Raw genomic sequence first — 25831 nt, forward strand, 5'->3', positions numbered from 1 at the left:
GCTAATGTAGGTATTACTTGCTTATTTATTGGACAGGACAACAACTGTGTTTTTACCTATAAAAACGATTGCTAAAACATTATCAACGGCGTTTATAGCTGTACTCGTTTCAATGCCGGTGGCGGCTGTTGATTACAAAACCCTTGATGTATTACCGCTCAATGTAAAGGCCGTCAGTGTGGCTAAAGGGGTAACTATCCCCTGGGCTATCGAGCCGTTAAGTAACGGTGATTTACTTATAACCGAGCGAAGCGGCACACTTTATTTACTGCCTAAAAACTCATCAACCTTAACTAAGCTCTCGGGTTTGCCACTAATTGATGCTAACGGGCAAGGCGGTTTACTAGATTTAGCCCTACATAGCGGATCAGACGATAGCCAATGGCTTTACATAACTTACTCAAGTACCCAAGGCGCTAAAAGTGGCAGTAATACAGCCCTAATGCGCGCCAAGCTTAGTGACGATCGCACTGAGCTTTTAAGCACACAATTACTATATAAAGGTGAGCATAACAGCACAAAAGGCCAGCACTACGGAAGCCGTATTGTGTTTGATAACCAAGGGTATGTTTACTTTTCGATTGGCGATCGCGGCTCGCGCGATAAAAACCCGCAAGACTTAACCCGTGATGGCGGTAAAATTTATCGCTTACACGCTGATGGCCGTATTCCTAAAGATAACCCGTTTGTAAATCAAAAAAGCGTTAAACACGCTATTTGGTCTTACGGACACCGTAACCCGCAAGGCATGTGGTTTGATAACCAAAATAATATTTTATGGTCTCACGAACACGGCCCACGCGGCGGCGATGAGCTAAACATAATTAAAGCGGGCGCTAATTATGGCTGGCCTGTGGTTAGTTATGGTGTTAATTACAGCGGTACGTCGTTTACCGACATACAAGAAAAAGACGGCATGCAATCGCCCGTACTGCATTGGACCCCCTCCATAGCCCCTTCTGACATGTTATTGGTTAGCAGCGATAAGTACCCGCAATTAAAAGGCAAGCTTTTGCTATCGTCTATGAAGTTTTCGTTTTTAAGTGCACTGGAAATATCCAACAAAGGTGTTTCAAAACAATATAAAGTTTTAGAAGGAATAGGCCGCGTTCGCAGCTTAGCACAAGGGAGTGATGGCTATATCTACTTAGGCATTGACGGACAAGGAATTAAACGCCTTGAGCCTGAGCAATAAAACCGTTAGTAACCGCAGCATAGCAAATAATGCGTTTACCTTATTTTTGTATAACAAGGTAAACGCCCTACGGCTAAAAGAACTATTTAGCTCTTTGTAGCGTATGGTAATGCTAGGGCGTGTTGATCTTTGATGGTTGAATTTGCAGCAGTATGTTTGGTTTTTAGGCAAGGCAGAGCCTATGAAGTGTGGTTACTCCCCATAAATAGGCGATAACGCAGCATAAATGCCAAACATGCGCTGCCCTTCGGGTTCTGCCTAGGGGCGATAAACTCTTTGTTGCCTACATGGATGTAGGTAAGGGGCGTGAGCAGGACGCGGAAGCTTTACTCGGTTTTTACTTAGCCCACTAGGTTACAAACCTCGCGCCGCGATTTAATCGCCCCTAGATTGAACAAATTTCAATCCGCAAAGCTCAACACGCCCTAATACTTTTATAAAACTAAGGAGCCACATGTTTTCACTATTCAAATCAGACCCGACAAAAAAACTACGCAAAGAGTACGATGCAAAGCTTGAGCAAGGCATGCAAGCACAGCGTAAAGGCGACATTAAAAGCTACGCCGTGTTAAGCGCAGAAGCCGAAAAAATCTGGAGTGAAATAGAAGCGCTTGAAGCTAAAAAGCCAGATAATACCAATCGTGTTAAGTAATTAGACATTTATAGCGATGGATAAATAGAGTGATAACAAGGCATAAATTTCGACATGTAGTTTTTCTACATGAGAAATTTATAACGCAGTTAACGCTTTATTTAGCACGCGAGAAAGGCTAAATATTTAAGTCGATTGGTATAAATATCGTGTCTGTACTGTTTTAAAAGTAGAAAGACGCGTTTAGTAAATAATTCATCACCTCGTTTTATAGCCTCCACCAGCCAAAAACCACCTTTTATAATAGGCTTGCATAAACAAATGTACTTAAAGCGGTTACTTATATTTTCGATGCAGTTTTTAGTGGCGGTTAAATGATTAAAAAAGGGGTTTGGATGTCATTTTAAATCTTTAACTGCTGTATTTGCTTACTGCGCTGGCGTTTTTCCTCCTAAGTCAGAAAATGAGGACTCTTTCCTCTTTTCCACCTGCCATAAAAAGAACACCCAGCCTTAAAGTTTAATACTCGCAATGTGTTACAAGATTTGTTATTAATATTAAAAATAATTAAGAGGACGTACATTGCTCATAAAAAGAGGAAAGTGTCCTTTGATAAAGTTGTTAGGCATTTAAATGAGCAACGAAGGATTAGTTAAGGTTCACGTATCTTTACCCAATCACTGGATGATTGGTGGCGAGTCTATGTGGGCAGAGCCTCTAGGGAATAATATTTACCGGCTTGAAAATGTTCCATTCTTTTCATACTCGTTAAATTTTAAGGATGAAGTACAAGCTTTAGAGGACGATAACGGCATTTTAGAAATTGAAAATGTCATAGCAAGAAGCGGTAACCGCACGCTCAGAATAATCTTTGACAAAACAATTGATAGAAACAAACAAGATTTTTATATCAAAAAAATACGCAATTTGGATTGTTCATTGGAAAGATGGGATGAAACATATTTAACTGTCAATGTTCTTAAATCTGCTAGCTATTTAGATGTAATCGAACAGTTTGATATCTGGGATGCGGAAGATATTTTTGCTTATGAAACATGTGACGAACATATTCCAGGATCCTTTGATGCTGAGCAGGATGACGATACCTAACATAACAAACTATTTAAAATGGACTATATTACGTTGTATTGATTTCGCTCCGCTTCACATTTTAACCAAGATACTTTTGCCTAAACACAGGGCGTGAGATTTTTATGATTCAATCTGAAAATTTACATCAACTCTACGCCGACTTTGGTATGGTAGCAGAGAAAGCTCAAGTATTGGAGTTAGAAGCGGGAAATGTCGTTTTGTCATTTATTGCGCTAACAGTTGACCCAAATAATATTTCACCAGCTGACAAAGTTGTTTATAAAAAACTAGTTGACGAGGTTGACCGTAAAACTTTTGGAAATTTATTGCGTCAAGTTAGAAAGGTTATAGAGTTTGACTCATCATCAGAAGAAGTAATCTCTGATGCCTTAAATAAACGGAATTACCTAGTTCATGGCTTTTTCAAAACCCACAACTTTGCGATTTATGATGACTCTGGACAGGTTAAAATGCGTCAAGAACTAAGTGACATATCAAAACAAATGGATATTGCACACATGCACTTATCCGCAATATGCCAATTATTAGAAAAGGTTGCAGGTAGAGAGCCATCTGATGAAAAGGCAAAGGAATTTATGGCGCTAGGGAAATCAATCGAAATCTAACAAGAGCTTTAAATTGAACATGCTCTTCCCCTTTTACTATACCTCTCTAGTATTTCCCTCATACACATTTTCAGTATTAATTTGCATTAGCAATGCTGGGTTATCTATCGGTTTAAAACCGTATTGCGCATACAGGCCATGCGCATCCGATGTCGCTAATAAAAAGCGCCTTAGCCCTTGCAGCTCAGGGTGCTCTACTATCGTTTTAACCAGTAACTTGCTCAAGCCATTACCTTGCAAATCTGGGGTAATAAATACATCAGCCAAATAGGCAAAAGTGGCGTTGTCGGTTACTACGCGGGCAAAACCCACTTGCTCGTTATCAGCGCTGTAAACACCAAAGCACATTGAGTTATCAATCGCTTTTTGCATAACGCTTTTAGGTATTCCTTTAGCCCAATAGCTATTAGCAATAAAGTTATAAATAACGTTAAAGTTAAGCTTGCTTTTATCTGTGCTTATCGTGAAATTGTGGGTATTTACAGTCATAATTTATTGTCTTTTAATCATAAAATTTGAATCAATAATCTTTAACATTTTTTAACTGTTTATCATGTACTTTTGAAAGCAGCAATATCGAGCAAATAGCCCCAAGTAAGGCAATTCCCATATCAGATTGAGTATCCCATACGTACCCTTGCGTACCTAAAAATGCTTCTGCGTTTTCACCGCTTAACACTGCAACCCACCACTCTATTAGTTCGTAAAAAGCACTAAACGCTAAACATATCGATACAACAAACACATTTAGCCAGCCTTTACCATTTACTACGTTTTTACGTAGTAATATTTCACGCGCTAATAATGCAGGCACAAACCCTTGAAAAAAGTGCCCTACTTTGTCGTAGTTGTTACGCTCACTGCCAAATAAGTTATCAAACCAAGGGACTTCGGCGTAGGTGTAATGCCCGCCAACCATTAGCACAATACAATGCGCTAATATAAAGCCATATAAAATGGGGGTGAGTTTAAAATGCTTATAGCTGCTTGCCATAAGCACTAAACCAATTATTGCGGGGATTACTTCAAGCAGCCAAGTAAACTGATCTTTTGGGTTAATTCCGGACCAAATTAATACAATAAAAAACAGGCCAAGCCATAAATACTTCATTTAGAATCCTTGTCTAAATTGATTGAATTTACAGCATTTTATATCTCTAAATCGCCCGATGCTACCGATAGTTTGTTTTAGCGGTTAATCGATTAAATACACGAGGAAAAAACCGTTTAATGGTCGGTGCCCAGCCACTTAGGCCTTTGCCAACAATCACTTCGTCTTTTTTATTATGAATTGCGAGGATCATTTTTTTAGCGGCTACGCTTACATTCATGCCATTTTCTATTGAGTGCTCTGGCTTGTTTTGCGCTATGCCTTGCTCGTTTAACGAATTATGTGCAATGGCGGTTTTAATAGAGCCGGGGCAAATAGTTAAGCAATGAATGTTATGCTCTGCAAGCTCAGCACGCAGGCAATCCATAAAGCCCACTACCGCATATTTAGAGCCTGAATAGCCCGTTCTAAATTTAGAGCCTACTTTACCCGCAACGCTACTAATAGAGACGATTGAACCGCTTTGTCTTGCTACCATACTAGGCGCCACCGCTTTAGTGAGTGCAATGAGGCCAAAATAGTTAACTTCCATCAACTGGCGGTAAACATTAAATTCGTTTTCTAAAAATAGGCTGCGCTGCGATACCCCGCCGTTATTAATTAAAATATCGATAGCAGGTAATGTACTCATTAAATCAGTAACTTGAGCTAAAACAGCTTCAGGCGATGACAAATCAAGAGGCACAATAATGTGGCCATCGCCATGTAAGCTTTGTTTTAGTTCGTTAAGTTTATCAACGCTTCTGGCTGATAAAATAACCTTGGCACCCAGTGCTGCAAACTGTATTGCGAGCTCTTTGCCAATACCTGATGATGCGCCGGTGATCCATACGGTTTTATTGTTGTATTGCATGGGTTATTTGCCTTTATTATTTTATCCGCTGCTAATAACAAGCGTGTTAAGTTTTAAACGTTTATAACGACAGATATATGATTTATAACGTGGTTAACGCTTTATTTAGCACGCTCGAATAACTAAATATTTAAGCCGCTTAGCATTATGCCTTGGTGGGGCCTGCTATGGCGTTAACTTCATGCTCTAGCGATTTATAAAGCCCCATTAAAAATAAAAGCTCAACGGTTACATACAACGGGCCAATAATTAGGCCAATTAAATCATCTACAAACGCAGGCTTTTTACCCTCATAATAATGGCCAATAAACTGCAGCACCCAGCCAAATACAAATACACTCACACCAATACTTAACCAAGGCCAAAAAGCCATAGCAGCGATTGGCTGTGCTGCTAAAAGCAATAAGGTAAACAGTACACCCATTATTAAACCAAGCGATACGCTCAGCATTAAGTAATACACCACGCTTGCAAAAACAAAAAGCTGCGCGCCATCAATAAGCAGGCTGCCAATGGGTATTAGAATACGCGCTAACAAGCACAGCACCGCAAATACAATAAGCGGAATACCAAAAAAATGAGTTAAAACATTGCGTTTAGAGCGATGGTACAAACCGTATGTACCAAGCTGTTGCTGTAGAGTTTTCATGTGTGTGCCTTTTATTGTGTTTTTTTACACTATATCAGGCTTTTAAAATATCACTCTGTCGGGGAGCCGACATTTACTGATTACAAAGTAGCTCTAAAGCAGATTGGTTTAAAATGGTCACTTTGTTATAGCCGACCTCAATGAGTTGCTGCTTTGCTAACTTTTTTAGAATTTGATTGGCGGTTTGCCGTGTAAGGTAAGTCATATCAGCCAATTGCTGCTGAGACAAAGTAAAGGTATGGCCATTACTATGCGCTAAATGCGCGCACAATATAAGTAAGCGTTTTGCAACGCGCTGCTCGGCACTTAATAGTGCGTGATCTTCCACGCTAGTAAACATAACTCGCAATTTTTGGGCAAGGAGTAACCCAAAGTCTTGCCAATAATGCGGGTATTGTTTTAACAATTGCTCTAGTGCGCGTTGCCCAATAAAACACAGTGTTACATCGGTTTGCGCATAAACATCGTGGGTGCGCATTCCGCGGTCAAATAAAGTGACTTCGCCAAACCACAGCGAGGCGTCAACAAAACTTAAAACAGCTTCTTTACCATTATTACTTACCCCACTAATACGCACCACACCACTTAATACAGCATAAATACCGTCGTGTTTATCACCTCGTAAAAAAAGAGATTGGTGCGCGCTAAGGCTTAAAGTTTTTGCGTGGCTTAATAAAAACTGTTTTAAGTGTGCATCACGCTTAGAAAACCACTGCCCTTGTTCAATAATGTTACAATGTGCTTTACTTAATCCATTCATTGCATTGTGTTTATATGTGGTTGAAGCTCTATCGCCAACGACTTAGGCAAGTCTAAATTACTGGCAATAACAAAGTCGTTATACGCCTCATTACCAGAGAAAAACTCCGCAATAAGCGTTTTATTTTTATATACGTTCACTGAAACACCACTGCCCATACCACCAGCATTAATAATGTAGTAATAGTAATTGCCTTTGTTAAAAAACAAAATACTTTCGCCTACTTTCCCTATTTGACGATAGTAGCTACCAAATGGCTGCGCGGCAGTGGCCGTATACTCTAGGCCAATTTTTTGCTCAGTGCCATAACGATAAGTAATAGCTGAGTTATCATTGGCCACACACACAGACAAAATATTATCAGTGGGCTTTAGTGTATAAGTCACTTTTGCAGTTGGGTTGCGTATAACCTTTTGCATTTTTGCATTTATATACGCTGTTTCACCACGTTTACAGTGACTTGGTACAATTCCCTCAATTAGGCCTTCTACAACAAGGTGCTTTTGCTTAATAGCCGTTGCCGGTAAATTAGCGTTTTCGTTTTTAGCCACTAACGGCGTTTTACTGCTACTAAATAAACTCACTTCCTCATCGCAACCATTTAAAAAGAGTACGGGAATACAATAGCAAAAAGAGATCAATTTGAAACTCATACTAATTCCATCTAATACAACTTAACCTTAAAATAGCGGCAAAATTAAGCACTAGCAACCATTAAAAATGGTAAGTTTTATAAATCTTTTTTTTAACCATGTTATGCAAATATTGCTTTACTATTTAGTGACTTATTTAATATTTATTTACACATTAATTGGTTTATTTACGAACAATTCATAAACCAATTAATACCCGTATGTCTATTTTCAATATAGGGACAATAAGCCCTCTTTTTATAATACTTAAACACAATAATTGCGAATAAATGTTGGCTTAGCCTAAAACAATGTTGGCTTTTATTAATACAAATTCGCTTGGTTAGGTAATCTATTTTAGATAGGAGGCGTGTTGAATTTTAGGCAAAAATTACATTGTTGAGCTTTCTTCAGCAGAACACTTTAACGTAGCAAGGTTTGCTTTGGGTTCTATAGTATTAGCTAGAAAAGTTAGCGCATGCCTTTTAAAGGCATGCGCGGTAAATAATAAAGCACAGCGACTCCTGAGCTAAAGCTAACCTAATCAGATGAAGAATCGTTTTCTTCACGTTTATATATGTAGGTTTGCTGCGTTTTAAAGCCAAAGCCTAATGTGTCGCTGTCATTTACAAGTTTAACTTTACCATCAACAACAGTTAGCCCTGGTCCGTTAATTTCAGGCGGTTTGATTGGGTTTACTGCGCCTTCACCAGTAAGGCTCGGGCCGATTAAATAAAACTGGCTTACTTGGCTCACAGGTATTGTTTCTTCGTACTCGTAGCCACCGCCTGGGGTACCGTCATCTGGGTCACCATCATCAGGTGTTGGCACATCACATAATCCATTATTATTAGCATCTATACATGAGTCGCCTTCACCAAAATACAACTGAGCGGTATCGGGTACATCGTAGCTGGTAGTAAATTTAAGTTGGTCGTACACTTTTGTGCCATAGTGCAAATGAAAAGCATACATTGCACCACCGCCCCCTGTTAAAGAGCACTGATTTTTATCAGACTCTAGTGCAGGTGTAAACGATGTATAATAAGCTACGCCTCCTACTACGGTGGCTGCAGCCAATGATTTTTCACCATTACTTAGCTCATATCGCCACCCTTTAAAGCCTGCTAAATCAGCTTCAAGTTCTACAAACTCATCTACATTATCTAGTGCATTGCCAAATGGGTCGTCATTCATAAGCATTAAATCACTTGGCACTATGGGCTCTGGCGTATTTTGTGAATCGAAGGTTTTAGTTACGGTTTGTTCATCGCGAATCATGTAAAGGTGATCTTGCTCATTGGTTGCAAGCGGATTTGAGCGATTACCACTGCCTATCACGATGGCATCGTAAGGCGTATCTAATCGTGTGGTTATTTCTTCACCGCCATAGCTCGTTTTGCTCACTTTACTAAACATAGTACGTGCCACTAGTGGCTTGTAAAAAAAGCGTCGGTCTTGCGTTGCTAATGAACTGCCAAGCTCTGCTAATTTGTAATGAGAAAAACTATTTTTGTCTGAGCCAGGCATATCCACACGCCAAATATTACCCCCAGTATCGGTGGCATATAAACGGTCAATGTAACCATCATAATCTGAGTCAAGCGTTGCTATATCGGCAGCTATACTGTGCTTACCTTGAAAATTATTATCCTCAGGCGTTAACGCCCATACTCTTTCGCCAGTTTTAGCCTTAACAATGTAAATTCCCGTGCCTGATTTATCCTCGCTACGAATCGCATTGTCTTTGTTTGTATCGTATCCGCCACCAAATACCAGTAAAGGCTCATCTCCAAACGCTTTAATATAGGCTATTTGTGGTTTTGACCAGGTTTGAGCTAGGTATTCAAACCCATCTGAGCCGCCTACAATAGGCTTACTCCAAAGCTGTTTTGGTTTATCTGGTGAGCTAATATCAAGTGCATAATAGTTTTTACCCCCACGGCGCATACCAGCAAATGCCCATACTTCATCACCTTTAGTGGCATCTATTACTCCGTCATTTAAGCCGTCACTGTTTAAACTTTTATTGTTAAAAAACACACTAATAGGCCCATCCATACCATACACTTTAGTATTGGCTTGATTTGTACGAAGCGCAGGTATGTTTTTTAACAGCTCAGCAGGCATAAACGCCCACTCCTCTTCAATGCTGTTACCTTTATCGTTAAACATGTGTAAAAAGCCAGCATTAGTGCCCACTAAAATACGTATGTTGCCATCACCATAATCAATAGATACCGGTTTAGAATGCAAAGGATCACCAAAAATATTGGCACGCTGATCTACTGATGAGCTATCGCTATCTTCGTTATCTACATCCATGCCTCTTGCCCAATTAATATCATTGCGCGAGATAGCAATATCAGTACCCGGTATGATGCCACCTATGGCGTCTGACACTATATTTAAAATTTCTTTAACTCTATCAAAGGTAAAATCAACAATACTACCGTCCGAATCTATATACAGTTTGCGGCTTTGTGAGTCTAAGCTTGAAAGTAAGTAGTTTACGCCGCCTTGTGCGACTAAATTACCATCGGCCGGTTTATTTGAAGGTAGCCAAAACGTGCGAGCGTCTTCTTTAATTAAGCCGTCATCACCTATTGCCTCACGGCCTGTGGAGTCAACTATGTTAGAGCCCGACATAACTAATTTTTTTAAATTGCCGCCCCAACGAGCCCCGGTCTCTGGGTAGAACATAGCAAAATAAATTGCTTCTCGGCTGCGGGTTTGGTCAACGTTATTACTGGCAACCGTAGGCGATGAAAAGCTATCGTTTACTTCGCGTATTCTAGAAATAGTATTATTTAATGCTTCAGAGAGCTCTGCTGAGGTATCTGCGTGAAGGTACTCGCCACCACCAAGTTCAGCAGTTTTTTCAAGAAGCGTTTTACCTTTGCTACTCATGCCACTACCAAAACCAATAGTAAATACGCGGCCTGTGTCTGCTACCTCCGGTGTGTCTTCGTAAAGATCTATTTCAACGTCTTGTGTACCATGAATTATTTGCGCTAATACCGCTAAATAACTGTTACTTGTTTTACTTGGGTTATAACCAAATTTTTGCTTGTATAAATCTTTAATATCGTCATTGCGGTTATTATCCTGAGTAGGGTCGCCGTCGGTCATTAATATTAAATTTATAGAATTATCACAGCGCTCTTGCGAACCATATGCCTGTCTAAACGGCGATATATAATCAGGGGGCGTTAAAGGGTTGTCATTGGCCTCTACACTAAAGTCACGTTGATTGGTATTTTGTCCATACCAAACGGTTTGGCCTGTCATATAAAGGTAGGCTTCCCATAAGGTTTCTGTAACGGGGGTATTACCGCTAGCAGGTAGCTTTTCAATTTGGCCTAAAATAGTGTCATGTGATGAGCCTAAACCAGCCATAATATAACCACCGTTGTTACCATTAAAACGCATTAAACCAAAGTCAATGGCGCTATTATCATTAACCAGTTGGGTCATGGCATCTTTAGCTGCATCTATTTTTTTAGGTCCGTTGTAAGGAAGCTTACTTCCCATACTTCCGGAGGTATCAAAAATAATCACAACACGGGGGTTTTCATCGGTTTCTACGTTATGGTTTACGTATAGCTCTATATCTTCGGCGGTTACAGAGAGGCTAACAGTTGCTGCAAAAAAAGATGCAACAATGCGATTGAAGGTAAGTTTCATTTCAAATCCTTTTATCTGCGCTAAAATCACGCAGTTCCATTAAAAGTGCAGTTACTTATTTATTTTTAGTTTTAATTAGAAAAATGCACAAAACAGCTAAATGCCATTAAACATAAACTTATTTACAAAGATTAATATTAACTGAATTTACTATATTTTAAGTACTTTAATGAAAATAGGCGAAAATATAAAGAAATTTAATACCCTTAGAGCATTTTATATACGCATCGCCATTAGTAAAATATCCCGCTTTTAAAAACAATTAACCCTGCAATTCTCGGTTAACCTTACACGCAATGATGTAATTACCATATTTTAAGGTTAAAACCCCCTATTAAAATAAGTATTTAAGTGAGGATACACGTTAAACTCGCTTAAAAATTAACAACTCGCATTGGTTAATTTCAAAAATAAAAACTAAAAAGCCCCCGCGAGTTATAAACTCGCAGGGGCTTTTTAAGTGCTAAGTAATAATTTATAACGATAAATCTTCTTTAGCACGCGTTAAGTTATGAGATACCAGTGAGTTTTTAGAGATTTGATACGCTTCGTATAAATCTGAAAGGCCTGCGGTGTCTTTTTTAGCCATCATGCGGGCTACACCACGGTTACTTAATGCAAACGATGTAAGTTCGCGTACTTTTAAACGTGGGCCACGGCTTTCTTTTAATAAGGCAATTGCTTGTGTACAAATGGCTTCAGCTTCTGTGTAGTTTTTAGATTCTACATTAAGTGCACAGCTATTAAATGGCTGTTCAAACTCTGGTGCGGCTGTTACAGAATTTTCAATAACCATTAATTTGTAGTCACTTTGATCAGCCATTGCAGCAGCTGAGCAAGTTAATAATGAGCCAAGAGCGATGGTTTTTAAAAGTGTACGTTTCATGATTATCTTCCTGTTTGGTTAGTCGTACTTGTTGCCGACAACTTAACTTTAGATAAATCCTCTCCCCCCGACAAACGATAAAAACAAACCTAATAAATGAGAAATACTAACTTATAGACTTAGCCTACCCTTCTTTTACAGCAGAAGATTGGCCGACTGAAAGCTATAAATAAACTTAAATAAACTCAACAATTTACACAATGGTTACCTATTGCCAAAAAAGCATTAGTGTTGTAACTTTGTTAATTAACCCAATATTTACAAGGATTGTCATGATTAAAAAAACAAAAAATATAATTTTATCTAGCTCAATTTTATTACTATGTGCATGTGGCGGCTCCTCAGAAGACGAAGGCAAGGTTATAAGTTCCGACCCTGCAATATGTGCTAGTCAAACAGCACAAAACGAAGCCCTTTGGGACTACCTTCAAACAGATTACCTTTGGAGTGAGCAGCTAAATACCTCAACAAACCCATCTACATTTGACTCATTAAGCGATTTAATGAGCGAAGTTAAATCGCAAGTAGAATTAGATAAATACAGTTATGTAGTCACTGCGCAAGAATATGAAGACCGATACCTTAACGCGAGCTATTTTGGTTATGGTTTAGCAAACAAAATAGAATCTAACGGTCTTCTTGTAAAGTATGTATTTGACGATGGTAATGCAGCAGCTATGGGGTTAACCAGAGGCTCATTAATCACCAAAATGAATGGCGTAAATATTGAAGAAGCAATAACCAACAATACGTTTGACTACGATGCCTTATTGGGGCCTGAAGAAGAAGGCTATACAGTAGACGTAACCTGGATAGATTTAAACGGTGAAGAACAAACCGGCACTATGGCACGCGCAACGGTTAGCACAAACACTATTCTAGACGCCCGCATATTAGAATCTAACACAGGTAAGGTTGGCTACCTGGCCTTTAATAGCTTTATTGAACGCAGTGCCCCAGACTTAGATGACGCATTTTCGTTATTCGAGCAAGAGGGCGTTTCAGAGCTAGTACTTGATTTACGCTATAACGGCGGCGGTTACCTATCTATAGCGAAGCAACTAGCAAGTCAAATTGCTGCAGATCAAGTGCTAGGTAAACCGATGTATAGTTACGAATATAATCAAAACCGTAAATCTAAAAGCACAAATTTTGAGCTAAGCAGCAGCAACCCTCGCCTGAATTTGCCTCGAGTTGTAGTGCTCACCACTGAACAAACATTGTCTGCTAGTGAATTGGTGATTAATGCGCTAGAACCCTACATTGAGGTTCAAGTGGTTGGCACAAGCACAGGAGGAAAACCTGTTGGTATGGATGTTAATGAACTTTGTGACCACGTTGTGTTTGCTATAAACTTTAAGATAGCTAATTCAGCTGGGTATAGTGATTACTTTGATGGTTTACCTGCAGATTGTTACGCCGAAGATACCATTAATTCAGATTGGGGCGATACCAAAGATCCTCTTGTAAACGAGGCTCTATACTTATTAGCTAATAACAGTTGCTCAACAACTCAAACAAGCCAGTTACCTAAACAAAAATCGCTTTATAACAATTTTGGTCTATTCGATAAAAACACGATATAACACTTTCAATTGTATACAAAAAAGCCGATGCAGGATTATCCCTTCATCGGCTTTTTTATCGCGTTATAAAACGTTTTTATAACGATAAATCTTCTTTAGCACGCGTTAAATTATGAGATACCAGTGAGTTTTTAGAAATTTGATACGCTTCGTATAAATCTGAAAGACCCGCGGTGTCTTTTTTAGCCATCATGCGGGCTACACCACGGTTACTTAATGCAAACGATGTAAGTTCGCGTACTTTTAAACGTGGGCCACGGCTTTCTTTTAATAAGGCAATTGCTTGTGTACAAATGGCTTCAGCTTCTGTGTAGTTTTTAGATTCTACATTAAGTGCACAGCTATTAAATGGCTGTTCAAACTCTGGTGCGGCTGTTACAGAATCTTCAATAACCATTAATTTGTAGTCACTTTGATCAGCCATTGCAGCAGCTGAGCAAGTTAATAATGAGCCAAGAGCGATGGTTTTTAAAAGTGTACGTTTCATGATTATCTTCCTGTTTGGTTAGTCGTGCTTGTTGCCGACAACTTAACTTTAGATAAATCCTCTTGCCCCGACAAACGATAAAAACAAACCTAATAAGTGAGAAAATCTAACTTATAGACTTTAGTCTAATACCTACTTTGAATAACGTTTCTTTCACTCTCAAAAAATACAGCAAAAACAAGTGAGTTAACAACGTTGGCAGCTAATCAGTAAAGGCCCATCCATACATAAAACTGAGTTAGTTAGCAGTTAACTTTTTATGTGGGTTTAAAAAAAACATCTTTTTCCACCCTTGGCTTTGCGTTGTGAAAAGCCACGGCATAGGCATAAGCGATAATATAGAATAATGCACATGAGGTTGCTTTCCTGCGGCATTACCGGTATCACCCAGTAAGCCAATTTGACTGTTTATGCTAACTACATCCCCTGCACTTACATTGTAGTCATTTAAATGTGCAAAATAATGCACTCGCCATTTTGCACCTAATACCGCAACCACTTTGCCACCTCGGTTTAGTTCACCTGAAAAAATAACAATACCGCTTGTTGCAGCAACCACAGGCGTGTTTTTAGCGCCAAAAATATCAATTCCTTTATGCACACCCGAGCGCCCCCAAGGCTCATACCAAAACGTATTGTGGTTCCAATCCTTACTTGTAGCGCCTTGCACAGGAATTACTAGCTTCTCGGGAATGAGTAAACCCACTATTAATAAAATTATAACTGCGCCCAAAGTCCACTTTAGTAGTTTCAATGCATTACCTTTGCTGTGAATAGTCATTAAATTATTAATTACAATACCTGAACGCCTAGTGAGTATTGTTAGAACGAAACACTTTTTTAACGTGAACTAAACTCATTAATTTTAATACAGGTTTTATTATTAATTGCGCACTGCCAGCTATAAAAAGCCAGGTACCGCTTTCAACTAATGACTCATTTAAAAAGAAAAAGCTACCAATTAAAAACCACACCGCAATTAAAAAATCGTTAACTGCGCCTAATGCTTCATAACGGCGTTGGATAGTAATATGCTCTTGTCCTAAGTCTAAATTAAGCTGATTTTTGCTGGAGCCCATCAATACTACTCACTCTTTTTACTATGTAATTAAAAAACTGTTTTCACTAGCATCTAATACCAATTCGCTTAATTAAGTATTATTGCGAATTGGTATAGGCTTATCTGCATAATACAATAGCAAAAAACACACAATAAAAAACGCTGCCTGATATATCAGCCAGCGTTTTTATTGGTGTAGAGTCTTTATAACTAAAAACTCACTATTGCTTGTATATTTAATTGTTTATTTTTGGTCTTTTTCTAAACGTTTTTTAAGACTTAAAGCCGCATCTGCCGCTAATAATCGCATAAATTCAGAACCATTGCTTTGTTCGCCCTGCCCTGCACCTATTACAATTTCAGGCACTAAACGGCTTTTTCCTAAACTATTGAATAAAGCAGTTTGAATTTTCACCTCAGCTTTTAATGTTTCATCAAACACATATTTAGGATCAAGCGCTGCTGATTTAGCACGTAACCGTGCCTCAGCTAACACATCCATGCCTAGTGCTTCTAAACGCTGTTGCTTTAATATCTCTTCTTGCTCTTTTGCCAACTCAGCTTTTACAGCTACACGTTGCTGCGCAGAAATAATAGCATTCGCTTTAATACGCTCGGCATCGATTTGCTCTTTAATTTTAAGCTTTTCAGACTCTGCCCGCTGCTTTGCTATTGCTTGTTCGCCTAAGGCAACTTCTGTACGCGCTTGTTGCTCTGCTTTTTTAAGATTTTGACGTGCCAAGGCTTCATCTGCAGCCGCTTGCTTTTGCGCTTCTAAGCGCGCGTTTACTTTACTTTCGTAGTCAATATCAATAATACTTGCATCTACAACAGTAATACCATACGCACCTAAAATCGGCGCATTACGCAGCGGTTTACCCTCTTTATCAGATTTAATATTTACCGTTACACGCTGCTGTTTACTTAAGCTACCTAGTTCATCGCTTTTATCCCGCTCACCGCTGCTGATTATTTGCTCAGTAACAAAAATACCATTAGTAAGTTGATCAGAAAAGTCTTGGCTAAGTTGCCCGTTTCCACCAGAATAATGCTGCTCAACCGACATCATACGCGCCGACGCTTTAACGTTTTCTGTAGTAGCACGCATAAGTAAATTAGATATAAGCGTATCTTGCGAACCAAACTCTTCGTGTATTTTTAGTAATCCACGTAATTCACCTTTTTCAGTGGCTGGTACATTGCCTGGCAACCTAAAGCGCGATACACCACGTGCACCACCGGTTGTTGTATCCAAAAAGCGTATTGGAATAAGAGGTACAATTGCACTCGCAGTCGCGTTTTCGTCACCCGTAAAGTTAATCGATATAACCTTTTTATAAGCAGATGTAGTGCCAAATGCTTTTAAGTATGGGCCAGCTTGGTTAATAACCGTTAACTTTCCGGTAAACGCCGATTGATGAACTAAACGCTCGTCAGCTTCGTTCCAAGAAATAACTTGTGAAGTAAGCGTTGCTATAACAGCCAACACAACCACTATTGATGTTACTAAAATGACATTTCGGCGGCCAAAACGACCTATAAATGATTGTGACTTTTCTTCTGGAACCGCTTTTTTATCGCTATCCATTTTCCTTACTCTCCATGTTTAGTTTTTTCTTAACAAAGTAAATAATTTCTTGCTCGCTTAAATGCGCACAAAAACTACCTGAGCGATGCAATTCTATAAATGTTGCAAGGATCTCTTCTTTGCCTTTTATTTTTTTATGTTTATCTGCTTGGGCTTGGTTTTTATCCGTAAGTTGAGTAATAAGCTCATCTACAATGGTGTCTTTATCAAACAGCACATTGTATTCCTTAGTTTTTCTTACTCGGTTTTTGCGTATATTGCTATAAATAACATAAATAGCTAAACACAAAATAATAACCAATGTACTCAACCCAACAATATAGAAAATCATATAACCTGCTTATATTTAGTTGAATGATTACGTCAATAACAGGTGTTATAAATCAATAACAAATGTTAACTCATTAATTTTACAGAAACCTCGTATAAAAAACAGGTAAAAGTAATAATTCCAAAAATAAAGCTTTCTAAAACGGGCTTTCTCGCTTTTAAATTTACATGTGAGTTTTATAAAAAATTTTATTACACGCACAAAAAAGCCCCTACCAAATATAAATCGGTAGGGACTTTTTTGTGACTCTCGCTAATTAAATTGCTTTATAAGGCAAGCTCTTCTTTAGCGCGAGTTAAGTTATGAGACACTAATGTGTTTTCAGAGATTTGTACTGCTTCGTATAAATCAGCTAATGCTGCTGTATCGTTATGCGCTTTTAAACGTGCAACACCACGGTTGCTTAAAGCGTACGATGTAAGCTGGCGTACTTTAAATTTAGGGCCTTGTGCATCTTTTAAAAGTGCAATGGCTTTAGTACAAATTTCTTCAGCTTGAGCGTAATTTTTAGATTTAACGTTAAGTGCACAGCTATTGAATGACTCTTCAAGTGGCAATGGTGCAGTAGCGGTTTTGATAACCATTAGTTTGTAGTCACTTGAATCAGCCATTACAGCTGCTGAGCAAGTTAGTAATGAGCCAAGAGCGATGGTTTTTAAAAGTGTACGTTTCATGGTTTGTCTTTCCTAATTAAGTTAGTCGCGCTTGTTGCCGACAACTGAACTTTAGAGTAATAGCTCAGCGCCGACAAACGAGAAAAACAAACTCAATAAGTGAAGAAAATTAACCTATAGACTTTAGTCTAATATACGTACAAATTTAAATGTTTAACAGCGTGTAAACCAGCGTAATTACTGCTTGTTTTGAAAAAGGTTTTAAAACGAGTGTTATGCAGTAGCTACGCAAACAAGCCTATGAGCTGTACAAAAATCAGTCTTTATAATTTATTTTGTTTTTATGCTTTTGGCGACTTTTCCTACGCTCAAGCCCTGCACTAAAATTGAAAAAACCACCACCGCATAAGTTAAAGCCAATAATATATTACGCTGCGCTCCGTCAGGTAGCTGCAACACCAGTGCCACCGAAATACCGCCACGTAACCCTCCCCAGGTTAACACTTTCCATGCACCGCTGGGCAGCTCGAGCTGTTTATTAAAAATAGTTGTTGTTAGGCCAACCACAATAAGACGTGCGCATAGCGCAATTAAAATGGTTAAAACGCCCGCCACCAGCAAATTAGCTGAGTACACAATCATTACCACTTCAAGGCCAATTAGCACAAATAAAATGGCATTTAAAATTTCATCAATTAGCTCCCAAAACAAATCAACATAGTGGCGAGTTTTATCACTCATGGCTAAATTACGGCCATGATTACCCACCATTAATCCCACCATAACCATCGCAAGTGGCCCCGATAAGTGCCAGTGACTCGCCAATGCATAACCGCCTATAACACCCGCTAGCGTAAGTAATACTTCTTCTTGGTAGCTATCTATTGCCTTTAATAAATAATTTAAAGCAGCGCCTAATATAAAACCAAATATTATACCGCCCCCCGCTTCAACAGCGAGTGTATGAGCCACTGAGTATGTAGTTGGCATATCACCACTGGTTAAAATTCCTAATAAAAGCGCAAATACCACCACGCCTATACCATCATTAAATAGCGACTCCCCCGCTATTACGGTTTCAATACTTTTAGGCGCGCCAGCAGAGCGTAAAATACCCATTACCGCTATCGGATCGGTTGGCGAAATCAACGCACCAAATAATAAACACCAAATAAACGATAAATTAAATCCCAATAAAGGCACTACTACATATAACGCTGTAGCAATAATCACTGTTGAAATTAGCGTACCCACACACGCTAAAATACCTATGGGTAATTTATAACGTCTTAAGTCACTTACATTAACGTGCAGCGCCCCAGCAAAAAGCAGCATTGAGAGCATGCCATCGAGCAATACATGAGTAAAATTGAGTTGATCAAGTAGGCTTACTTCGTAATCAATAAGTTCATCAAACCCTAAAAAGCCCAAAAATATGGCCACAATAGACACTAAAAGCGAAATAACCATCACCCCAATGGTGGTTGGCAGGCCAATAAACCGATGATTTATATAAGCAAGCAATGCGGTTATAGATAAAAAAATCGCGCTAATTTCAAATATACTCAACGTACTGGTGACATCCATAATCTAGCTCTCTTAAATTTAAAGCCTAATAGGTAGTTTCCACTTTTATGATTTGCACTTTTTAACCGTGCAACGCAAAAAGCCCATGTTAAGAATAAACCTAACATGGGCTTTTTATACACTAGCTTAATTAAAGCATGTTTAGTGCTTTTTTATAGCGCAAGCTCTTCTTTAGCAAGTGTTAAATTATGCGATACCATTGTACTGTTAGACATTTGCGCTGCCTCGTACAAATCAGCAATGGCTGCGGTGTCATTATTTGATTTTAAGCGTGCAACACCTCGGTTACTTAACGCGAATGACGTAAGTTGGCGTACTTTAAATTTAGGGCCGTCTGCATCTTTTAAAAGTGCAATTGCTTTTGTACAAATTGCTTCAGCCTCTGCATAGTTTTTTGACTTAACATTCAGTGCGCAACTATTAAATGACTGCTCAATTGGCTGCGGTGCAGTCGCTTGTTCGATAACCATTAATTTGTAGTCACTTGTATCAGCCATTACAGCAGCTGAGCAAGTTAATAAAGAGCCAAGAGCGATGGTTTTAATAAGTGAGCTTTTCATGATTATGTTCCTGTTGAGTTAGTCGTGCTTGTTGCCGACAATTCAACTTTAGAGAATTAACACAAAACCGACAAACGATTAAAACAAAACCAATAAGTGAAGAAAATTAACTTATAGACTTTAGTCTAATGGAGAATTACTAATTTACGGCAATTGGTATTTATACAATCAGTAACCGAACCCGCTCTTTACTTAGTCCGTTCAAGTAGCTTAACTTTTCCATAACAGCTTCAAACTTAAAGCCTATGTCTGCAGCATCATTTATCCACCAAACCAGCTGTTAAAGCACCAAGTGCTTAGCAAATTTGCGTTTGATTTACTTTGGACCGGTAATAACTATTTGCAAAAAGGTTAGCAAGCCATGGGCTATAACGGCGCGCCCCCTTACTTTTAATTCGTGATTGTCGATTGGAACAAAACTCAAACTTGACGTATTATTCCAAAGTTCCGCGAACACATTTATCACCCAAAACTATAAACTCCCTCGCCCATATGCCATAATCTAAATAATTCATTATTTTAGTAACTTGGCGTGTATTTAAGCGTTTTTAAGTTAACTACTCAGGGTTTTCAGCATGGCATATCAAGAGCAAAATCAAGCAACAATCTACTGGCACGATTATGAAACTTGGGGGGCGAGCCCTCAAAAGGATAAGCCGAGCCAGTTTGCGGGGATTCGTACCGACCTTGATTTAAATATAATTGGCGAGCCGCTTATTGAATATTGTAAGCCGCAAGCGGATTACTTGCCTCACCCTGAGGCATGTTTAATTACCGGTATTACGCCACAAGTGGCGATGCAAAAAGGTTTGGTTGAGGCTGAGTTTATAGCCAAAATTCACGCTGAATTTAGTGCGCCAAACACCTGTGTGGCTGGTTATAACAGTATTCGCTTTGATGACGAAGTAAGCCGTTATAGCTTTTATCGTAACTTTTACGACCCGTACGAGCGCGAATATAAAAACAATAACAGCCGCTGGGATATTATTGATTTAGTACGTGCGTGTTATGCGCTGCGCCCTGAGGGGATTGAATGGCCGTTAAAAGAAGACGGCAGCCCGAGCTTTAAGCTTGAACATTTAACGGTAGCTAATGGCATTGAACACGCCGCTGCTCACGATGCGCTAAGCGATGTAACTGCCACTATTGCACTGGCTAAACTTATAAAAGAAAAACAACCAAAGCTTTATAATTTCTTTTTTGGGCTGCGTAATAAAAAAGCGCTTGGCGAGTTAGTTGATGTATTTAACATGACGCCGCTGGTACATACCTCGTCACGCATTCCAGCCACACAAGGCTGTACTACGTGGGTAGCGCCTATGAGCTTTCATCCGGTAAATAAAAACGCGGTTATTTGTTTTGATTTAACCCAAAGCCCGCAAGTATTGCTTGATTTAAACGTAGAAGAGTTACGTAAACGTTTATACACCAAACGCGTTGATTTAGCCGAGGGTGATTTACCTGTTGGTTTAAAATTGGTGCATTTAAACAAGTGCCCTATTTTAGCGCCTGCTAAAACGTTATTGCCTGAAAACGCAGCCCGTTTAGGCATTGACCGCGAGCAATGCCTCGCTAATTTAGCTATTTTAAAAGCCAATACCGAGCTTCGCGATAAAGTGACTGAGGTGTTTAACGAAAAAGGCGATTACAGCGCGACCACTAACGTTGATTACTTACTTTACGATGGCTTTACAAGCCACGCCGACAAAGCTAAATTTGCGATTATTCGCGATGCTAAACCAGACGAGCTAGCGGGCTTAAATTTAGATTTTGAAGATAAAAAGTTCAATACATTACTGTTTAGATACCGCGCGCGAAACTGGCCAGAAACGCTCAACCAGCAAGAGCTTGACCAATGGCGTCAGTATTGCCAAAACAAGTTAATGCACGGAGAAGATCAACCCTCAATTAGTGCACAAGATTTTATGATCACCCTTGAAAACTTGGCCCATGAGCACGACGACAGCGAAAAAAACCTAACCATTTTAAAGGCTTTGTACAACTACGCGCAAAGCATGTAATTTAGTTTAAGTTTGTGTAGAACACTTTTAAAACGCGACACTTTAGCAATAAAGTGTCGCGTTTTTTGTTTTATATAACTTTACTACTACAAGTAAAGCCAAAAAAATTTTTCACAAAGAGAAGCGAATGAGAAGTAAATGAGAAAACATAAAGGCCAACAACAATCTTTTTAGAACTATCACTGCCTCTAAAAGCGCAGCGCCTCTTACCCTCTTTGTGAATAAATCGCTTTACGGGCTTTACCCATCACGCCAGCAAGCTTCGCGTCTACAAGTAAAACCCATATCTACACCTTCGCTGTAGACGTCGAGGCAAGCTCACTGACTTCGATGTGATAAATGATAGCTACAAGACGTAGAGCTTGCTCACGTGAAAAGCGCAGTTTTTTAAATATAAAATAATCCACAAAGAGAAGCGAATGAGGAAAAAATGAGAAGACATAAAAACATAAACCTTTTTAGATCTATCTCTTCCTCTAAAAGCAAAGCGCCTCTTATCCTCTTTGTGAATAAATCACTTTACGGGCTTTGCCCGGCACGCCAGCAAGCTGCGCGTTTACAAGTAAAACCCATATCTACACCAGCGCAATAGACGTAGAGCTTGCTCACGTGAAAAGCGCAGCTTTTTAAATAAAAAATAAACCACAAAGTGGAGCGGATGAGGAATAAATGAGAAAACATACAGACCAACAATAATCTTGTTAGAACTATCACTACCTCTAAAAGCGCAGCGCCTCTTACCCTCTTTGTGAATAAATCACTTTACGGGCTTTGCCCGTCACGTAAGCAAGCTTCGCATCTACAAGTAAAACCCATATCTACACCAGCGTGGTAGAGGTAGAGCTTGCTCACGCGAAAAGCGCAGCTTTTAAATGCTTAAATAAAACACGACTCACAAAGAGAAGCGAATGAGGAGTAAATGAGAGGGCAAAAAAAATAAACCTTTTTAGATCTATCTATTCCTCTAAAGCGCAGCGCCTCTTGCTCTCTTTGTGAATAAATCACTTTACGGGCTTTGCCCGTCACGCAAGCTGCGCATCTACAGCGGTATACTCAAAACGTTATTTTTTGTGCAGTGCTTCAATGCGTGCTAGTAAGCTTGATGTATCGTATCGGCCGCCACCAAGCGCTTGTACGTCGGCGTAATATTGATCAACCGTTGCGGTCATCGGTAACGTAGCGCCGTTGTTTTTAGCTTCATCAAGCGCGATGCCTAAATCTTTGCGCATCCAATCTACGGCAAAACCAAACTCGTACTCACCTGCCCACATTGTTTTATAGCGGTTTTCCATTTGCCACGAACCCGCAGCCCCTTTTGAAATGGTTTCAATTACCTTTTCACCATCAAGCCCTGCTTGTTTAGCAAAGTGTAAGCCCTCGGCTAAGCCTTGCACTACGCCGGCAATACAAATTTGATTAACCATTTTACATAACTGCCCTGCGCCCACATCGCCTAATAACTGGCTAAAACGGCTATATGCCGCCATTACGGGTTGCACTTTAGTGAAAACAGCTTCGTTACCGCCTGCCATGACTGTAAGCACGCCGTTTTCAGCACCTGCTTGTCCGCCTGATACGGGCGCGTCTATAAAATCGATATTTTGCAAGGCTGCTTTTTCTGCTACTTCACGGGCTACTTCGGCCGATGTAGTAGTATGGTCAACCAAAATGCTATTAACGGCCATCCCCGCTAAAACACCATTTTCACCATAAACAACCGCACGTAAGTCATCATCATTACCTACACACATAAATACAATATCAGCATTATTAGCAGCTTCTCGCGGCGTGGTAGCAAAACTTCCTGCATACTCATCTACCCAGCTTTGCGCCTTTGCTTGAGTGCGGTTATATACACACACATTAAAGCCCGCTTTTGCTAAAAGCCCTGCCATTGGGTAACCCATTACCCCTAAACCTATAAATGCAACATTGATTGACATAAAAGTGCCTTATTTTCCTGCTAACTTAGAAACTATGCCCGATTATGTCAATCGGCTGCTTAAAAAGCGAATTAAGTCTTTATAAATTTCCAACGTAAGGAAATAAGTAGGTAACCATGGATAGTATTTATCAATTTAGTGCCCCTTTGTACAACAGCGAAAGCTTTGCGCTTAGCCAGCTAAAAGGCAAAACAGTACTTATTGTTAATACAGCAAGTAAGTGTAATTTTTCGGTGCAATTAAGTTCGCTAGAAATGCTCTATCAAGAATATAAAAATATCGGTTTCACTATCTTAGCGTTTCCGTGTCATCAATTTGGCCAAAACGAGCCGCTTGATAACCTCGCAATTAAAGACTTTTATCAAGGACAATTTGACGTGTCGTTCAAAGTGTTTGGTAAGGTAATGGTAAATGGCCCCGAGGCGCATCCGCTGTTTAATTATTTAAAGTCGCATACCCGTGGTATTTCGCAAAACCGCGCAGTAAAGTGGAACTTCACCAAGTTTTTAATTAACCCACAAGGTCAGCTCGTTGCACGTTATGCGCCGCGCACCAAGCCCGAAACGCTTAAACATGTCATTGAGGCAAACTTACCTAGCGCACTAAACGCTAATAACTTAAATAACGCAAAAATAATACCCAACTTTAATGCATTAAAAGGCGCTTAATTATTCTAAATCAATAAACGGGTGGTTACTCAAGCATGCTTTATTAAACTAGTTTAAGGTTACGTATAATACCAATCGGCAATAATACTTAATCATTTTTAGGGGCTAAACATGTCGCTATCTGCGTTACAAAACTCTCATTTACGACTTCATGGATGCAGAAGGTAGAGCAATGCAGGAGCAATTGCCGAGAGCAACTAAATAGCGAATTTTTTGCCTTACTATCAACGCGTTTTTATATCCTCAAAATAGATCACTTGATTATGCGCATTGGTATAACAGCTAGGCTTTGGAGTAAATAACATGAATATTGCTTTTTTTAGTACGCAAAAATACGAGCAGCCTTTTTTTAAGCGCAGTATTAAAAAACACCCGCAAATAGAGATTTGTTACTTTGAGCAAGCACTGAATGAGCAAACAGCACTGCTTGCTAAAGGGTTTGATGCTGTGTGTGTATTTGTAAACGACACGGTTAACGCCCTCGTTATTGAGCACCTTGCTGAGCAAGGAATTAATACTATTTTACTTCGCTGCGCAGGGTTTAATAATGTTGATTTAGTGGCTGCCAAAGCACACAACATTAAGGTATTACGAGTACCCGCCTACAGCCCAGAAGCCGTAGCTGAGCACTGTGTTGCACTTATGCTTACCCTTAGCCGTAAAACACATAAAGCCTATAACCGCGTACGCGAAGACAACTTTGATTTAAACGGTTTATTAGGCTTTAACTTACACGGCAAAACAGTTGGCATTATAGGCTGTGGCAAAATTGGCCTTGCCCTTTGTAATATTTTAAATGGCTTTGGCGCGCATGTTTTAGTGTGCGACCCTTATGCAACACCTGGCAATTACACCATTACCGATTTAGATTCGCTGCTTACTCAAAGCGATATAGTTTCACTGCACTGCCCACTGAATGAGCAAACACATCATTTAATAAATGACGATGCATTTAATAAAATGAAACCTGGGGTAATGCTAATTAACACTTCGCGCGGTGCGCTACTTAATAGCAAAGCGTGTATAAATGCGCTTAAAACTAAAAAGCTAGGGTATTTAGGGCTTGATGTGTACGAGCAAGAGTCGGAGCTATTTTTTAAAAACCATAGCGACGAGATAAACCAAGACGATATATTCTCGCGCTTAGTTAGTTTTAAAAACGTATTAATAACTGGCCACCAAGGCTTTTTTACTCAAGAAGCCCTTAGCGAAATTGCCAATACCACCATACAAAACGCAATAGAAATTAATGAACAGAGACCTTTAACTAATGAGGTTTTATAAAGCTGCGGCCCATTAATTT

At 39.4% G+C, this 25831-nt stretch carries 25 protein-coding genes; 8 read left to right on the plus strand and 17 right to left on the minus strand.

Annotation, left to right across the window (positions count from 1 at the left end):
- Nucleotides 1-112 precede the first annotated feature (112 nt).
- The 4 genes from CWC04_RS06900 (at nt 113) to CWC04_RS06915 (ending at nt 3505) form a co-directional block, all read left to right on the plus strand.
- Nucleotides 113-1195, plus strand: coding sequence for a PQQ-dependent sugar dehydrogenase (locus tag CWC04_RS06900; RefSeq protein ID WP_249326076.1), 1083 nt, complete (start codon nt 113-115; stop codon nt 1193-1195).
- A 454-nt stretch (nt 1196-1649) separates the two neighbouring features.
- Nucleotides 1650-1847, plus strand: coding sequence for a DUF6435 family protein (locus tag CWC04_RS06905; RefSeq protein ID WP_004587220.1), 198 nt, complete (start codon nt 1650-1652; stop codon nt 1845-1847).
- Nucleotides 1848-2420: 573 nt separating this feature from the next.
- A complete protein-coding gene (locus CWC04_RS06910; protein WP_138684974.1) occupies nt 2421-2897 on the plus strand; it encodes a DUF4265 domain-containing protein in 477 nt (158 codons plus the stop codon).
- 104 nt (nt 2898-3001) lie between these two features.
- Complete coding sequence (locus CWC04_RS06915) at nt 3002-3505, plus strand: hypothetical protein (RefSeq protein ID WP_138684975.1); 504 nt, start codon at nt 3002-3004, stop codon at nt 3503-3505.
- A gap of 36 nt (nt 3506-3541) precedes the next feature.
- On the opposite strand, the gene CWC04_RS06920 is transcribed toward CWC04_RS06915, so the two are convergent.
- The 8 genes from CWC04_RS06920 to CWC04_RS06955 form a co-directional block, all read right to left on the minus strand.
- A complete protein-coding gene (locus CWC04_RS06920) occupies nt 3542-3994 on the minus strand; it encodes a GNAT family N-acetyltransferase (RefSeq protein ID WP_138684976.1) in 453 nt (150 codons plus the stop codon).
- Between the two features lie 31 nt (nt 3995-4025).
- A complete protein-coding gene (locus CWC04_RS06925) occupies nt 4026-4616 on the minus strand; it encodes a DUF2238 domain-containing protein (protein WP_029772243.1) in 591 nt (196 codons plus the stop codon).
- A 61-nt stretch (nt 4617-4677) separates the two neighbouring features.
- Nucleotides 4678-5469, minus strand: a complete 792-nt coding sequence (locus CWC04_RS06930; RefSeq protein WP_138684977.1) for an SDR family oxidoreductase — start codon at nt 5467-5469, stop codon at nt 4678-4680.
- A 145-nt stretch (nt 5470-5614) separates the two neighbouring features.
- A complete protein-coding gene (locus CWC04_RS06935; protein WP_138684978.1) occupies nt 5615-6118 on the minus strand; it encodes an Mpo1 family 2-hydroxy fatty acid dioxygenase in 504 nt (167 codons plus the stop codon).
- A gap of 73 nt (nt 6119-6191) precedes the next feature.
- Nucleotides 6192-6878: a Crp/Fnr family transcriptional regulator gene (locus CWC04_RS06940; RefSeq protein ID WP_138684979.1), complete on the minus strand. Its 687-nt coding sequence runs from the start codon at nt 6876-6878 to the stop codon at nt 6192-6194.
- On the minus strand, nt 6875-7531 hold the full coding sequence (locus CWC04_RS06945; protein ID WP_029772248.1) for a hypothetical protein: 657 nt from the start codon (nt 7529-7531) through the stop codon (nt 6875-6877). Before CWC04_RS06945 ends, CWC04_RS06940 begins: the two co-directional genes overlap by 4 nt.
- Nucleotides 7532-8050: 519 nt before the next feature.
- Entirely contained in the window at nt 8051-11197 is a 3147-nt protein-coding gene (locus tag CWC04_RS06950) for a PilC/PilY family type IV pilus protein (RefSeq protein WP_138684980.1), read from the minus strand.
- Nucleotides 11198-11672: 475 nt separating this feature from the next.
- Nucleotides 11673-12083: a hypothetical protein gene (locus tag CWC04_RS06955; RefSeq protein ID WP_138684981.1), complete on the minus strand. Its 411-nt coding sequence runs from the start codon at nt 12081-12083 to the stop codon at nt 11673-11675.
- A gap of 272 nt (nt 12084-12355) precedes the next feature.
- On the opposite strand from CWC04_RS06955, the gene CWC04_RS06960 reads away from it, so the two are divergent.
- Entirely contained in the window at nt 12356-13669 is a 1314-nt protein-coding gene (locus CWC04_RS06960; protein WP_171038565.1) for a S41 family peptidase, read from the plus strand.
- Nucleotides 13670-13745: 76 nt separating this feature from the next.
- On the opposite strand, the gene CWC04_RS06965 is transcribed toward CWC04_RS06960, so the two are convergent.
- The 8 genes from CWC04_RS06965 to CWC04_RS07000 all read right to left on the minus strand — a co-directional run bounded on the left by CWC04_RS06965 (nt 13746) and on the right by CWC04_RS07000 (nt 19896).
- Nucleotides 13746-14156 (minus strand): hypothetical protein, encoded by a 411-nt coding sequence (locus CWC04_RS06965; RefSeq protein WP_004587208.1) that lies wholly within the window; start codon nt 14154-14156, stop codon nt 13746-13748.
- A 238-nt stretch (nt 14157-14394) separates the two neighbouring features.
- A complete protein-coding gene (locus CWC04_RS06970; RefSeq protein ID WP_126007417.1) occupies nt 14395-14910 on the minus strand; it encodes a M23 family metallopeptidase in 516 nt (171 codons plus the stop codon).
- A gap of 55 nt (nt 14911-14965) precedes the next feature.
- Nucleotides 14966-15235 (minus strand): YrhK family protein, encoded by a 270-nt coding sequence (locus tag CWC04_RS06975; RefSeq protein WP_004587206.1) that lies wholly within the window; start codon nt 15233-15235, stop codon nt 14966-14968.
- Nucleotides 15236-15460: 225 nt separating this feature from the next.
- Nucleotides 15461-16804, minus strand: coding sequence for an SPFH domain-containing protein (locus tag CWC04_RS06980; RefSeq protein ID WP_004587205.1), 1344 nt, complete (start codon nt 16802-16804; stop codon nt 15461-15463).
- Nucleotides 16797-17135, minus strand: coding sequence for a methanolan biosynthesis protein EpsI (locus tag CWC04_RS06985; protein ID WP_138684983.1), 339 nt, complete (start codon nt 17133-17135; stop codon nt 16797-16799). Before CWC04_RS06985 ends, CWC04_RS06980 begins: the two co-directional genes overlap by 8 nt.
- Before the next feature lie 266 nt (nt 17136-17401).
- Nucleotides 17402-17809: a hypothetical protein gene (locus CWC04_RS06990; RefSeq protein WP_004587203.1), complete on the minus strand. Its 408-nt coding sequence runs from the start codon at nt 17807-17809 to the stop codon at nt 17402-17404.
- A gap of 270 nt (nt 17810-18079) precedes the next feature.
- Nucleotides 18080-19336, minus strand: coding sequence for a cation:proton antiporter (locus CWC04_RS06995; RefSeq protein ID WP_138684984.1), 1257 nt, complete (start codon nt 19334-19336; stop codon nt 18080-18082).
- 152 nt (nt 19337-19488) lie between these two features.
- On the minus strand, nt 19489-19896 hold the full coding sequence (locus tag CWC04_RS07000) for a hypothetical protein (protein WP_004587201.1): 408 nt from the start codon (nt 19894-19896) through the stop codon (nt 19489-19491).
- 575 nt (nt 19897-20471) lie between these two features.
- Between CWC04_RS07000 and sbcB the strand changes: the two genes are divergently transcribed.
- Nucleotides 20472-21917, plus strand: a complete 1446-nt coding sequence (sbcB, locus tag CWC04_RS07005; protein ID WP_138684985.1) for an exodeoxyribonuclease I — start codon at nt 20472-20474, stop codon at nt 21915-21917.
- Nucleotides 21918-22978: 1061 nt separating this feature from the next.
- Here sbcB and CWC04_RS07010 read toward each other — a convergent pair.
- Entirely contained in the window at nt 22979-23860 is an 882-nt protein-coding gene (locus CWC04_RS07010) for an NAD(P)-dependent oxidoreductase (RefSeq protein WP_138684986.1), read from the minus strand.
- Between the two features lie 116 nt (nt 23861-23976).
- On the opposite strand from CWC04_RS07010, the gene CWC04_RS07015 reads away from it, so the two are divergent.
- Both CWC04_RS07015 and CWC04_RS07020 read left to right on the plus strand, forming a co-directional pair.
- Complete coding sequence (locus CWC04_RS07015; protein WP_138684987.1) at nt 23977-24528, plus strand: glutathione peroxidase; 552 nt, start codon at nt 23977-23979, stop codon at nt 24526-24528.
- A gap of 303 nt (nt 24529-24831) precedes the next feature.
- Nucleotides 24832-25812: a 2-hydroxyacid dehydrogenase gene (locus CWC04_RS07020; protein ID WP_138684988.1), complete on the plus strand. Its 981-nt coding sequence runs from the start codon at nt 24832-24834 to the stop codon at nt 25810-25812.
- The last annotated feature ends 19 nt before the right edge of the window (nt 25813-25831 follow it).

The sequence above is a fragment of the Pseudoalteromonas sp. S2893 genome, from assembly GCF_005887105.1.
Taxonomy (GTDB): Bacteria; Pseudomonadota; Gammaproteobacteria; order Enterobacterales; family Alteromonadaceae; genus Pseudoalteromonas; species Pseudoalteromonas atlantica.